This window comes from Kosakonia sp. N21, from assembly GCF_050587465.1.
Lineage (GTDB): Bacteria > Pseudomonadota > Gammaproteobacteria > Enterobacterales > Enterobacteriaceae.
Genome location: NZ_JBOBHR010000002.1, coordinates 461,004 through 473,836 on the forward strand (window position 1 = coordinate 461,004; position 12,833 = coordinate 473,836).

The window sequence follows — 12,833 nt, forward strand, 5'->3', positions numbered from 1 at the left end:
TTAGGCCTGCGTCTCTTTGCCCACCAGCAGGGTGGTAAGGATAAACGACAGCACCAGCGCGATCGCCACCCCGGAAACGGCAAAGATAAAATAGGGCCCAATGTAGGCAGGCAGGCTGAAAATGCTCGACAAAATATAGCCATACAGCCGTACGCCAAAGAAGGCAATAAACGCGGAAGCGAGCGAGCTGGCGACAGTGGCGGCGATAAACGCTTTTTTGTAGCGCGTCAGTACGCCAAACAGCGCCGGCTCGGTGATCCCCAACAGGGCAGAGATGGCCGCCGACAGCGTAACGGTTTTATCCTGGCGGTTTTTGCTCAGTCGCCAGATAGCAAACGTTGCGCCAGCAATCGCCATATTGGCCATAAACATCATCGGCATCAGCATGTCGTAGCCGCGTTCGCTAAAGTTTTGCAACGCAATCGGCGTCATCGCATGGTGCATGCCGGTGAGGATCGCCACCGGGCGGATCGCCCCGACAATCAACCCGGCAAAGCTGGCGGAGACACTAAACAACCCTTCGATAAACAGCGCCAGCCCTTTGCCCAGGTAAATGCCAATCGGGCCAATCACCACCAGCGCTGCCAGCGCGCCGAGAAACAGCGTCAGGGTTGGCGTAAACACCGTTTTCAGCACATCCGGCATGATGCTATCGACCCAGCGATGAATATAACTGAGCGCCAGTATGGAGAAGATCACCGGGATCACGCTGGCCGAATAGTTAAACACCGATACCGGAACAGCGCTCAGCAGCCAGAACGCGCTCACTGCGCCGTCCTGATGCGCCGCCAGCGCTTTCGCGGCGTCAATCAGCGACGGGTACATCAGGCAAGCGGCAATCGCAGCGGCCAGATACTCGTTGGTTTTGAAGATTTTCGCTGCCGATACGGCAAGGAAAAAGGGCAGAAAATAGAAAACACCGCTGGCGATCAAATCGATGATCACCACCGTGTCGCTCTTCGCCGAAACCACTTTCAGCGCAATCAACCCGGCAAGCAGGCCTTTGATCATCCCGGCCCCGGCAATGGCGGGCACAATCGGCCCGAAAACGCCGGAAACGGTATCCATAAACATCGACACCAGGCTTTTACGGGCTTTTCCCTGCCCTGCCGTATGCTCCGGCGCTTTCCCCAGCATGGTGAGCAGTTGTTCGTACCAACTGGTCACTTTGGGACCAATCACTATCTGGAACTGGTCGCTTTGCAACTGCGCACCCAGCACGCCAGGCAGTTTTTTGATTTCGCCCTGGTCCACTTTGTCATCGTCAATCAAGTCAAAGCGTAACCGTGTCATGCAGTGCCAGACGTTGTTGATATTATCTCGGCCGCCAACCAGGCGAATAATATTGCTGATGGCTTCTTGCGTCCCCATAAAAACTCCTGCCGGAATGTTGTCGTTTTAGTCATTGCTATAAATGGTAGAGAAAGCCAAATCGCAAAACAAACCAATAAAATATGAATTTCATCACAATTAACCACCAACAAGGCAATGAAAACACCTAATAATCAAAATTGGTACGGTTTTTAATTAAAAAATAAAGCAATAACAGACCAAAAAATTTATTCCACAAAATGGTTTACCTTTCCGCAAAATTAGGGCGAAGATAATAGCGTTCAGTCGCTTATTTCACGCTATAAAGGAGTTCCCGTGACGCCAACGCTTATTGAAAATATCGAATGTTTTATTACTCGTCCCGACCGCCATAATCTGGTAACGGTGCGGGTCACAACCGATAAAGGCGTGACGGGGCACGGCTGTGCAACCTTTCAGCAGCGCCCGCTGGCGGTCAAAACGCTGGTTGATGAGTACCTGAAACCATTGCTTATCGGGCGGGATGCCAACCACATTGAAGACCTGTGGCAAATGATGAACGTTAACGCATACTGGCGTAACGGGCCGATTATGAATAACGCCATCTCCGGCGTGGATATGGCGTTGTGGGATATTAAAGGCCAACTGGCTGGCATGCCGCTCTATCAATTGCTGGGGGGAAAATCCCGCGATGCCATCGCTGCTTATAGTCATGCCAGCGGCGAAACGCTGGAAGCGTTGTTCGCCTCGGTGGATACGCTGATCTCACAAGGCTATCGCCATATTCGCTGCCAGCTCGGGTTTTACGGCGGTACGCCTGCGAAAATACATACACCGGAAAACCCGACCGCTGGCGCGTATTACGATCAGCAGGAATATATGACCAATACCGTCGCCATGTTTAAAGCGCTGCGCGAAAAATATGGCTATCGCCTGCACATTCTGCACGATGTTCATGAACGACTGTTCCCGCAGCAGGCGGTGCAACTGGCGAAGCAACTGGAACCCTGGCAACCCTATTTTATTGAAGATATTTTGCCACCCGCGCAAAGCGCATGGCTGGATCAGGTGCGCCAGCACAGCAGCGCACCGCTGGCGATGGGGGAGCTCTTTAATAACCCGGCGGAGTGGCACGATCTGATTGTGAACCGCCGCATCGATTTTATCCGCTGCCATATTTCGCAGATTGGCGGTATCACCCCGGCACTTAAGCTGGCCATCCTTTGCCAGGCCTTCGGCGTACGCCTGGCGTGGCATGGTCCGGGCGATATGACACCGATTGGCGTGGCGGTGAATACGCATCTCAATATTCACCTGCATAATGCGGCAATTCAGGAGTTTATCCCCCGCTCTGCCAGCACCGACGACGTTTTCCCCGGCGCGCCGGTGGTGAAAGATGGCTTTGTTTATGCCACGGAAACAGCAGGTATCGGTGTGGGCTTTAATGAAGAGCGCGCACGCGCATTTCCGGGCTGCTATCGCCCGCATGAGTGGACGCAAAGCCGGATCGCCGATGGCGCGATCCACACGCCGTAGCTTCACCCGCCGCCCTGGCGGAACGTCAGATTTTCACGGTTGTGAGGAATAACGTACGTGCAGGTGTAGTTGATATCAATAATGTCGCTGATTTCATACACCTGCCCGCCTTCAAGAATACCGCGGTTATTGATGTGCATCGCCGGGCTGCCTTTTTTACACCCCAGCAGCGCAGCCTGTTCACGGCTCACGCTTACCGCGCGGTAGGTGGTCAGCAAGTGTGAAATGCGATAGCCCTTACTGAGCACATACTGCTGTAGCGAGCGCTCAATCACTTGCTGATTCAGATCGGTGAAATCCCGTACCGGCATGCTGGACACTTCAATCTGCACCGCCACGTCATCCACAAAACGCAGGCGGCAAAACTGCCAGATAAAACTCTCGTCAGTCAGACCAAAGATTTGCTGTTCATCGCGGCTCGGGCGTTTTTTATGCAGGCTAATCATGCGAAAGCGGATCTGATCGAAACGCTTTTCGGTGATCGAGTTGTACACCATCGGGTTATTGCGCGCCTGCTCGTTAATCCAGATACCGGACCCCTGCACGATGCGGACAACGCCGATGCTGGCCAGTTTTTCCACCGCCTGACGGATGGTAAAACGCGATACGCCATACTCCTGCGCCAGTTGTCTTTCCGGAGGGAGTTTACGCGGGCCTGGTTCGCTGATTTGATAAATTTTGCTTAGCAAATCCTGCGTCACGAAATCTTTTTTCTTCATCCATCCGATCCTGAAAGAAAACAATCACTGCGCCGTGTTATAACATCAGCAAGTTAAAGATACTCTACGTTTATCAGTATCAAAGAGGGATTTTTGGTGATGACGAACCGACGATTGGTGAGTCTTATTACAGGCGTGCTGGTGCTCGCCTTTTTTCTGCCTGTGGCGCTGAGCATCTGGTTCACACACCGCCAGGCTGAAGAAACGTTTATGAATGAACTGGACACTTACTCGGAACTGGCGGATATGCGCACCCAGCGCGTCGTTAATCAGAGTAAGGAAGCGCTCCGGCAACTGGAAAGCTACAAGGGCGAGCGCTGCACCCCGGCGCACCTGCTGGCGATGCGTCGCATCTCCTGGTCCTGGCGCTATGTGCGGGAAGCCATCTCCATGAACGGGTTGCAACCCGAGTGTTCATCAATGGAGATAGACAGCCACGTTCCGCCGTTTCCGCAGCCGGAAAAAATCACCGACGACGGCTTTCGCGCGTGGCTTACACGCCATAACGATGTGGGTTTGTCGCAGTATATGATTGCCATTGGCACCGACCATTATGTGGTGATGACCGACCCGCTGTCGTTTATTGACGTACTCTCGTTTGGCTCCTGGCCGGTGAATGTGGCGTTGATCAGCACCAAAACGCACCAGATCATTGCGGGCAGTTCAACGCTGGATCCGCAGGTACTGACGCAAATCACCCCGGACGGGCCAAAGAAAATGCAAGTCGATGGATCGGCTTACGCCATTCTGCGCGATGCAGATATGGGGCTGGCGATTGTCACCTGGGCATCGCTTGCTCCGCTGGCGCAAAACTGGCATCGGTTGCTGGTGATCTGGCTGCCCTTTGGTTTACTGATGAGCATGCTGATTGCGCTGTTGTTGCTGCGGATATTGCGCCGCTTGCAATCGCCCAAATATCAGTTGCAGGACGCCATCCGCAGCCGCGAAATCAGCATGGTTTATCAACCGATTGTCGCACTGGGCAGCGGGCGAATCGTCGGCGCAGAAGCTCTGGCGCGCTGGCGACAACAGGACGGAAATCTGCTCGCGCCGGATATCTTTGTTCCGCTGGCGGTCCGCAGCGGTTTGATGCCACAGCTCACACAACTGATTATCGAGACGGTGTTTAACAACCTGGGGCGCTGGTTGCAGCAACACCCCCAACAGCATGTCTCGATAAACCTTGAACCCTCCGATCTGCTGGATCCAGCCCTTCCTGCGCTGCTGGCGCACCAGCTCGAACGGTGGCAACTCTCCCCGGCCCAGGTGGCGCTTGAACTGACCGAACGCGGCTTTGCTGACCCGGCCGTGAGCAACCCGGCGATTCACCGATTACGCCAGGCGGGACACGCCATCTACATTGATGATTTTGGCACCGGCTACTCGAGCCTCAGCTATCTGCAAAACCTGGATGTCGATATCATCAAAATCGACAAGTCCTTTGTGGATGCGCTGGAGTACAAAACCGTGGCACCGCATATCATCGAGATGGCAAAAGCGCTGAGGCTGGCGATGGTCGCCGAAGGGATTGAAACCGAAGGCCAGTTGCAGTGGCTCACGGAGTATGGCGTGGAATATGGTCAGGGATGGCTGTACAGCAAAGCGCTACCGACTGAAGAGTTTATCCACTGGGCGGAAAATAATCTGCTGTCCCGCTGAGTTTGCTACTGTTAACAGTAGTTAAACACGCGGAGGAAGCATGATGAAAAAGCAATCCTGGCCGCTGCATGATGTCCGGCACTGGCTGGAACCTGGCCCGGTGGTGCTCTTAAGCAGCCGCTGGCAAGGGCGAAACAATATAATGACCTTAGGTTGGCACACTATTCTGGAGTTCTCGCCGTCGCTGGTCGGCTGCATGATTTCGGCGGGCAACGCCAGCTTTGAGCGCATCCGACAGAGCGGCGAATGTGTGATAAACCTTCCGGATGCGCAGATGATCGACACCGTCGCCCGTATCGGTAACTGCACCGGCGATGAGGTCGACAAGTTTGCCGAATTTGGCCTGACAGCAGAGCAAAGCGAAAAGGTCAGCGCACCGTCCATCGGCGAGTGTTATGGGCAGTTTGAATGCCGCCTCTATGATGACGCCATGGTGGATAACTATAATTTTTTTATTTTTGAAGTGGTTGCCGCGCGGGTTAACCCCCAACCCCAATGGCCGCAAACGCTGCACTATGTGGGTGGGGGCGTATTCCGCACCGATGGCGAGGTGATGGAGCGCAAAGCGCTGTTCACCAAAGTGTCCTGAAGGACAGTTCACTCATCAAGAATAGGAACAAAGCCGCCGTAGATCATACGTTTACCATCAAATGGCATCTCCTCACCCAGTTCACGCATTCTGGGATCGGCCATGATTTTCTGGTTTGCCGCATCGCGCACGGCTTTCGACGGGTATTCTATCCAGCTGAAGACCACCTCTTCGTGGTCTTCGGCTTTTACCGCCATGCGAAAATCAGTGATATTCCCGGCAGGTACATCTTCCGCCCAGCACTCCACAATACGCGTGGCGCCAAACTCCTTAAATAACGGCGCCGCCTTCGCCGCCAGTTGGCGGTACGCGTCTTTTCTGTCCGCCGGAACCGCGACCACAAAACCATCGACATACTTCATGCGTCAGCCCCCGAAGTGACTGCGCGGCAGGAGGGTCCTGCCGCATCAGGCCCGATAAGTTTAGTCCTGCCGCCAGCAAAAGGCGTAACGCACTCTCTCACTGCGCAGAATAAACTCCGGCGACACGCTCGGGCTCCAGGAATCATCACCGCCGACACCCATGTGGAATGCATCCAGATGCAGCCAGCAACCCGCCTCTTCACGCAGCAAATGGTGGTGCGTCGTTTCACGCAACTGCCTGTCGCTATAGCGGCCAAGGGAGAAATGGAAATCCCCGTTCAGATGATGCGTACCATAATGCAGCTCGCGGGTATCACAGCGCAGACCATTTTCGCCCGGGAAAATATACGGCGTGTGCAACGCAGCAAGCGGTAATGTCCATCGCCCTTGGCGCGCCGCCAGTTTACGGTCAGGGTAGTTTTCATGCGGCCCCAGCCCCAGCCAGCTAACCGATGCCTGCACCTCCGCTAACTGACAAACCAGCCCGATACGCGCCGGCGGCGGGATATCGGTCGCCACCTGTACGTCTACCTCACCGTGTAAAACCCCTTCACCATCAATACGCCAACGCTTATGGCTGACAAACCCGGTTTTACCGGCTCCCAGCCAGCGGTGCGTGGTCGTGACCACGATGTCCGCGGCGTGTTCTTCAACCTCACAGGCCAGCAATTCAGCACTGAGATCATACATACCCGCCGCTTTCCAGCGCTCAACCCAGGCGTTAGGATCGATACGCGTCACCTCGCTGATGCCGATGTCATTATCCAGCGGCGCACGGGCAAAACTATCCCTCAGCGGCGTGAGCAGCGTGGGTTGCTCATTTCGCCACCACTGGATCAGCTCACCACTACGGCGGCAGAACTGCCAGCGCTGGTTGCGGTGATGAATCACATAATCGTCCTCACTCACGGCAAGCGTTGGGCGAGAAGAGACCGTCTTACGCGGCGCAATAAAGAGCGGCGACGGCAAGCGCCACTGATCCCAGGCGCAGTGATGATCAGCGTCCGACCAGCGCGTTGCCGCTTTCTGGTACACGTCGACATTCAGCCATACTTCGCCCGGCGCACTCTCCAGTTCGGGAATGGTCAGCGCAATCTGCTGTTTACCTTGCGGGGCGATCTCCAGCGTGGTCTCGCCCTGCGCCAGCACCACACCATCACGAACCACGGCCCAGCGGAGATACTCGTTATCGGTCGCTCGGAACAGGTACTCGCTCTCCACGTCAATAATCAGCGGCGTGGTGCTGAGCAGCCGGAACTGGAAAAATTGTTGCGCGCGCTGCGCCTCGTACAGCGCCGGGTGTGGCGTCCGATCGGGAAAGACCAACCCGTTCATACAGAACTGGCGGTCGTTCGGTGTATCGCCAAAATCACCGCCGTAGGCCCAGAATGCTTGTCCGTTGGCGTCGGTTTTTGTCAGCGCTTGATCAACCCAGTCCCAGACGAAACCGCCCTGCAAACGCGGGGTTTCGCGAAACGCCTGCCAGTATTTGGCAAAGCCGCCGAAGCTGTTGCCCATTGCATGGGCGTACTCGCATAAAATCAGCGGCCGCGTTTCATCCGGCAGGCCGATCCATTTTTTGATTGACCATTTCGGCACCGCCGGGAACGGCTGATCTTCATCGACGCGGGCATACATTGGGCAGATGATATCGGTCGCGGCGGTATTCGCCCCGCCGCCTTCATACTGCACCGGGCGGGTGGGATCGGTGGTTTTCAGCCAGCGGTACAGGGCATCATGACTGGCACCGTGACCGGATTCATTACCCAGCGACCAGATAATGATCGACGGATGGTTGCGGTCACGCTGTACCATACGCGTAACGCGCTCGCTCATCGCTGGCAGCCATTGTGGATCGTCCGACAAGCGACTCATCGGGGTCATACCGTGGGTTTCAATATTGGCTTCATCCACCACGTACAGACCGTACTCGTCACACAGGCGGTACCACAGCGGATGATTTGGATAGTGGGAGCAGCGCACCGCATTGAAGTTGTGCTGCTTCATCAGTTCAATATCGCGGCGCATCGTCGCTTCATCGATAGCCTGACCGTTTTCCGGGTGGTGCTCATGGCGGTTAACCCCACGGATCAGCAGCGGTTTACCGTTAAGTTTCAGCAAACCGTTGCTGATTTCCACTTTGCGAAAGCCCACATCGCAGGCTTCGGCTTCCAGCACATGACCCTGCTCATCAAGCAGCGTCAGGGTCAGGCGGTAAAGGTGCGGCGTTTCCGCGCTCCACAACAGTGGGCCGGAGACGGGCAACGACACGCTGAGGCGCTCTGCCCATGCGCCGCGCTCATCGACAATGGCGCTGCCGGGCGCTTGCTGCGCCTGGGCGATTTTCTCTTCGTCACGCCACAGCGTAACGGCGACGTGACACGCGCGATATTCACCTGCAAGCTGGAGATCCACCTTTACCAGCCCGTGCGTGAACTCTGCGTTCAGTTCCGTAGTGTGGTGGAAATCCGCAATGTGCGTCGCCGGTTTATGCTGGAGCGAAACATCGCGGAAGATACCGCTCATGCGCCACATATCCTGGTCTTCCAGATAACTGCCATCACACCAGCGCAGCACCATTACCGCCAGTCGGTTCTGCCCGACGAGCAGCACATCGCTGAGATCGAACTCTGCCGGTAAGCGGCTGTCCTGGGAGTAACCGATCCACTGACCGTTGCACCACAGATAAAAAGCCGAGTTGACGCCATCAAACACGATACGCGTCTGCGTCTGCCCCTGCGCCAGCGCCTGCTCTGTCATCTCAAATGTGAGCGAGTAACAACCAGTCGGGTTTTGCTGCGGCACAAAGGGCGGATTAACCGGAATCGGGTAGGTCACGTTGGTATAAATCGGCGTATCAAACCCCTGCATCTGCCAGTTAGACGGCACCGGCATAGCAACCGCATCGTCGCTCTCTTCCGTTATCCAGCTCTCCGGCACCGCTTCCGGCGCGGGGAAAAAGCGAAAGCGCCATTCGCCATTCAGCAAACGGCGCGCGGGCGATGGCGTATCGTCTCTCGCCGCGTGTTCATCGCGCCAGCTACGCAGTGGGGCATGGGCCGGTAAACGATGCCAGTGGGTGATCACCGGATTTTCCCAATCACGGCGGGCGATCAACGTACGTAATGCGGAAGCAGACATAGAAACCTCATTTTTGCGAAGCGCTCACAATTCAGAGCACAATGACGCACTTTTCACCGCAGGTAAAGCCACGGATCCGCCGAAAGCGAATGGGATCACAAAAGCGTTAGCGACGATCCAAAAGTACCGCCAGTTGCGCCAGTTCATGTAAGCGTCGGGCCAGCACTTCACCGCTGACCTCCTGCGTTTGCGCCGGTGCGGTGGACAGACGTTCAATCAGCGTCACGGGTAAGCAGATCTGGTTTACTGCATCCTGCTCAGAAGCGTTAAGCAACCAGTCAACGCTCTGCTCTCCCGCCTCTTTAAACGCCTGTCGTACGGTGGTTAGCGGCGGAGAAAACCAGGCGCTGTCAGCAGTGTCATCGTACCCCACCACCGAAATCTGCCCGGGTACAGCAATCCCTTTTTCCGCACAGGCGCGCATCACGCCAAGGGCCATCTGATCGTTCGCCACCAGAATGGCCTGCGGAGGTTGCGCGGCGGTGCTGAGCAGACCATGCGCTTTTTCATAGCCGGACGCTGCGCTCCAGTCGCCACAGGCACTGGCGCACGGGGTCAGACCCGCATCTGCCAGCGCGGTTACCCAACCGGTAAAACGCGCCCGCGCGGAGACCGAGGTTTCCGGTCCACCCAACAGCGCAATACGGCGATGCCCTTGCGCCAGCAGATGCTCAACGCCAAGACGCGCACCCTGCCTGGCATCGAACACCAGACTGTTAACCCCGGCCGTCTCCCCCACATCGAGGAACAGCACCGGCGTGGGATGTACCTGCGCCGCCAGCTGTTGCGCCAATGCATCATCCAGCGGCACATTGATCAACACCCCTTCCACGCGCTGCGCCAGCAACTCTTGCAATGCCGCCACGCAACTGGCGGCGTCGTGCTGTTCAAGCATGGAGATAATCACGCTGGCGGAGGCCTGCCCGGCGCGGGATTTAACGGCAGAGGCAATTTGCGAAGGGGCATGCAGCGCCAAATCGGTCGTCAGCAACCCCAGCGTTTTGCTGCGTTTGCCAGCCAGTTGCTGTGCGCCGCGATTGGGAACGTAATGCAGCTCCGCCATGGCCGCCAGCACCTTCTCACGGGTTCGCGCAGAGACGTGTTCCGCATCGTTGATCACACGGGAAACGGTCTGATAAGAGACCCCCGCTAAACTCGCGACATCGTAAAGGGTGATGGTTTTCATGATGCATCCTGGCTGCAAACAATTTGCGCCAGTATACCCGTTTTACCGGATAGCGCCTGTGAGAGCGGTCAGGGTGAATACATGAGAGGAGGAAATAATGATGAAACCGGCAAAAAGAAATAGCGACGAGCCACAATCGGCCCGCCGTAAACATCATCCTTAATGTGTTTTGAGATGGTTATGTATTGTTATTGTCAAACCATCCTCACATTTTCGAATGCAAATTTAATGACGGTTTCATGACAAAAAGATTACTGCTGGCGTGGAATAGGGAATCCCTTAATGGAAATAATAAAGCTGCTTCCCTCTTTTTTGATTTTCGCGCCAGCGTCACACCAGTCAGATGCGATGCGAAAGAACTCATCGCTTCCGATATTCCAGTCCAGGCGAACTTGTTTTACAAAGCCGGAGCGCAACATCTCGCAGGCTTCGCCATAGTTGCTGGCCGTTTCGAGCAGTTGTTGGGTCATTTTTTCTTCTTCAGAAGTTTGCGTAGTGCTTTGATTTCTTTGGGATTTAACGGAGCGGTATTTTCTTCTTCAGTATGCTGATTATCAATATCTTCTTCCGATACTCCCGCCTCTTCCACTGCCTGAAATGCCACCAGCAGCAGTTTCTCTGTCGCCGTGCTGAGATTTTCACTATTCACTTCCGCGTAATGGCGGAGTTTTTCTTTTAGCGCTTCATCAATTTTTACATTCAATACGGCACTGGTCATGATTATCCCTTCTGTGTGAATAAGCACGCTAATTAATACACGAACTTATGAAAGTGATCCAGAAATATATTTCAAATTTATAACAAGTTAAAAAATTCCCACAACAATTCTGCCTTATTTTTATGACATTTAAATGAAGGAAATATTTCAATAAAATGACAGATTAATGCGAAGCGAATAAATATATCCCCGAAAAGCAGAAATAAACCCGCCAGCCATCACAGCTGACAGGTTTCAGTGATTCAAATTCCGCCATTCTTCACGGGTGTTGATTGCGGCTTTTGCCGCGCACAGGACATCGCGATGCCAGGGGTTCAAGGATCAGTCGTGCTGTTTCAAGCCAGGGGGTTGCCATACACCGTCGCTCCTTTAGACAGGTAAACCGGCTTAATAGGTATTACATACCGTCTGCCAGCCAATCTTATTGCAGTAGGTGGTTTTCGGCATCGTGCTCTGTAGCGTCTGCATGGACTGGTTAATTTGTTGTTGCTGCTGTAGCGCTAACTGTTGTTGCTGGTAAGCCTGCTGTTGCTGCTGGTTACGCTGGATAACGGACACGGAAAAGGCATCACACTGGCTTTTGCCTGGCGGGTTTGTTGCCGCGCTGGCGGCGACCGTTGCAAAAACGGACCGGTAAACAACAGGGTCGTAAGTCCAGCTATTCAAATCCTGGGCGGCAAAGTTTTTTGCCGCCGCAGCGACCTGAAAATCCATATAGCCCAGTTCCGCACACTTGTTGGCCGCCACTTCCTGCACGGCGATCCGTTGGTAATTCTGATAGGGAATGGTGGGTTTTTGCGTTGCACAGCCAGCAAGGGTAGCCGCAGCTATCACAACGACAAGCGGGTATTTCACATCGCGTTCCTCTTAACGGGGACTAAGAACATTCTTATCTTACCCCAGAATCCTCCATCCCTTTTGTAAAGTAAACCCGTATGCTGACTACAAAATTTAGGGTATGGACGGAGGATAACGCGACATGCTACCCCTCCGTCAACTCACAACTTCCGCTGGCGACGCAGGTTTTATCCGGGGGGTGTGGCGAAACCACGGCAGACAAATCTGGATCAGCGGGCCGATCGCCAGCGCGTACAGAACCGTGCCGACGCCAACGGTCCCGCCCAGTAGCCAGCCAATCAGCAGCACCGACACTTCAATAGCTGTGCGTACGCTGCGTACCGACCAGCCCGTGCGGGCGTGGATCCCCGTCATCAATCCATCGCGCGGCCCTGCGCCAAATCCCGCGCCAATATACATCCCGGTGGCGAGGGCGTTTACGATCACCGCAAGCACAAGCAGTGCACCGCGAGCGGGCAATGTCTCCAGCGTTGGCATCAGCGATAGCGCGGCATCCGCCGCCAGACCAATCACAATCACGTTGCTGATGGTTCCGAGCCCTGGACGCTGGCGAATCGGGATCCAGAACAGCAGCACCAGCGCGCCGGTAATGATCATCACCGTGCCGATATCCATCGTCAGCAGTTTCGCTACCCCAAGGTGAAACACGTTCCACGGATCGGCGCCCAAATCCGCGCGCACGAACATGGCGGTGGAAAGACCGTACAGGCTTAAACCAATATAGAGTTGCAGTAATCGACGTAGCATCATTGTT

The 12,833-nt window shown here is 55.0% G+C and carries 12 protein-coding genes; 3 read left to right on the top strand and 9 right to left on the bottom strand.

The window, feature by feature from the left end:
- Complete coding sequence (locus ACQ3G7_RS05900; RefSeq protein ID WP_430889174.1) at positions 1-1,371, bottom strand: PTS transporter subunit EIIC; 1,371 nt, start codon at positions 1,369-1,371, stop codon at positions 1-3.
- A gap of 276 nt (positions 1,372-1,647) precedes the next feature.
- Between ACQ3G7_RS05900 and ACQ3G7_RS05905 the strand changes: the two genes are divergently transcribed.
- Complete coding sequence (locus tag ACQ3G7_RS05905; protein ID WP_430889175.1) at positions 1,648-2,847, top strand: enolase C-terminal domain-like protein; 1,200 nt, start codon at positions 1,648-1,650, stop codon at positions 2,845-2,847.
- Positions 2,848-2,849: 2 nt separating this feature from the next.
- Here the strand turns inward: ACQ3G7_RS05905 and ACQ3G7_RS05910 are convergent, their stop codons facing one another.
- Complete coding sequence (locus tag ACQ3G7_RS05910) at positions 2,850-3,566, bottom strand: GntR family transcriptional regulator (protein ID WP_430889176.1); 717 nt, start codon at positions 3,564-3,566, stop codon at positions 2,850-2,852.
- Between the two features lie 99 nt (positions 3,567-3,665).
- On the opposite strand from ACQ3G7_RS05910, the gene pdeB reads away from it, so the two are divergent.
- On the top strand, positions 3,666-5,225 hold the full coding sequence (gene pdeB, locus ACQ3G7_RS05915) for a cyclic di-3',5'-guanosine monophosphate phosphodiesterase PdeB (protein WP_263097770.1): 1,560 nt from the start codon (positions 3,666-3,668) through the stop codon (positions 5,223-5,225).
- Between the two features lie 43 nt (positions 5,226-5,268).
- Positions 5,269-5,814, top strand: a complete 546-nt coding sequence (locus tag ACQ3G7_RS05920) for a flavin reductase family protein (protein WP_430889340.1) — start codon at positions 5,269-5,271, stop codon at positions 5,812-5,814.
- 8 nt (positions 5,815-5,822) lie between these two features.
- Here the strand turns inward: ACQ3G7_RS05920 and ACQ3G7_RS05925 are convergent, their stop codons facing one another.
- The 7 genes from ACQ3G7_RS05925 to yczE all read right to left on the bottom strand — a co-directional run bounded on the left by ACQ3G7_RS05925 (position 5,823) and on the right by yczE (position 12,826).
- Positions 5,823-6,176 carry a DUF1428 domain-containing protein gene (locus ACQ3G7_RS05925; protein ID WP_263097771.1) on the bottom strand — a complete coding sequence of 118 codons (354 nt, stop codon included), beginning with the start codon at positions 6,174-6,176 and terminating at the stop codon, positions 5,823-5,825.
- Positions 6,177-6,236: 60 nt separating this feature from the next.
- Entirely contained in the window at positions 6,237-9,317 is a 3,081-nt protein-coding gene (locus ACQ3G7_RS05930) for a beta-galactosidase (protein WP_430889177.1), read from the bottom strand.
- A gap of 106 nt (positions 9,318-9,423) precedes the next feature.
- Positions 9,424-10,503, bottom strand: a complete 1,080-nt coding sequence (locus ACQ3G7_RS05935) for a LacI family DNA-binding transcriptional regulator (RefSeq protein ID WP_430889178.1) — start codon at positions 10,501-10,503, stop codon at positions 9,424-9,426.
- A 251-nt stretch (positions 10,504-10,754) separates the two neighbouring features.
- Positions 10,755-10,973, bottom strand: a complete 219-nt coding sequence (locus ACQ3G7_RS05940; protein ID WP_263097774.1) for a hypothetical protein — start codon at positions 10,971-10,973, stop codon at positions 10,755-10,757.
- Positions 10,970-11,221 (bottom strand): hypothetical protein, encoded by a 252-nt coding sequence (locus ACQ3G7_RS05945; protein ID WP_430889179.1) that lies wholly within the window; start codon positions 11,219-11,221, stop codon positions 10,970-10,972. The genes ACQ3G7_RS05940 and ACQ3G7_RS05945 overlap by 4 nt, the downstream gene beginning before the upstream one ends.
- A gap of 387 nt (positions 11,222-11,608) precedes the next feature.
- Complete coding sequence (locus tag ACQ3G7_RS05950; protein ID WP_430889180.1) at positions 11,609-12,076, bottom strand: hypothetical protein; 468 nt, start codon at positions 12,074-12,076, stop codon at positions 11,609-11,611.
- Between the two features lie 138 nt (positions 12,077-12,214).
- Positions 12,215-12,826 (bottom strand): membrane protein YczE, encoded by a 612-nt coding sequence (yczE, locus tag ACQ3G7_RS05955; RefSeq protein WP_430889341.1) that lies wholly within the window; start codon positions 12,824-12,826, stop codon positions 12,215-12,217.
- Between the last annotated feature and the right edge of the window lie 7 nt (positions 12,827-12,833).

Coding starts and splice junctions, on each gene's coding strand:
- ACQ3G7_RS05900 (WP_430889174.1), bottom strand. CDS start 1,371: ATGGGGACGCAAGAAGCCATCAGCAATATTATTCGCCTGGTTGGCGGC.
- ACQ3G7_RS05910 (WP_430889176.1), bottom strand. CDS start 3,566: ATGAAGAAAAAAGATTTCGTGACGCAGGATTTGCTAAGCAAAATTTAT.
- pdeB (WP_263097770.1), top strand. CDS start 3,666: ATGACGAACCGACGATTGGTGAGTCTTATTACAGGCGTGCTGGTGCTC.
- ACQ3G7_RS05920 (WP_430889340.1), top strand. CDS start 5,269: ATGAAAAAGCAATCCTGGCCGCTGCATGATGTCCGGCACTGGCTGGAA.
- ACQ3G7_RS05925 (WP_263097771.1), bottom strand. CDS start 6,176: ATGAAGTATGTCGATGGTTTTGTGGTCGCGGTTCCGGCGGACAGAAAA.
- ACQ3G7_RS05930 (WP_430889177.1), bottom strand. CDS start 9,317: ATGTCTGCTTCCGCATTACGTACGTTGATCGCCCGCCGTGATTGGGAA.
- ACQ3G7_RS05935 (WP_430889178.1), bottom strand. CDS start 10,503: ATGAAAACCATCACCCTTTACGATGTCGCGAGTTTAGCGGGGGTCTCT.
- ACQ3G7_RS05940 (WP_263097774.1), bottom strand. CDS start 10,973: ATGACCCAACAACTGCTCGAAACGGCCAGCAACTATGGCGAAGCCTGC.
- ACQ3G7_RS05945 (WP_430889179.1), bottom strand. CDS start 11,221: ATGACCAGTGCCGTATTGAATGTAAAAATTGATGAAGCGCTAAAAGAA.
- yczE (WP_430889341.1), bottom strand. CDS start 12,826: ATGCTACGTCGATTACTGCAACTCTATATTGGTTTAAGCCTGTACGGT.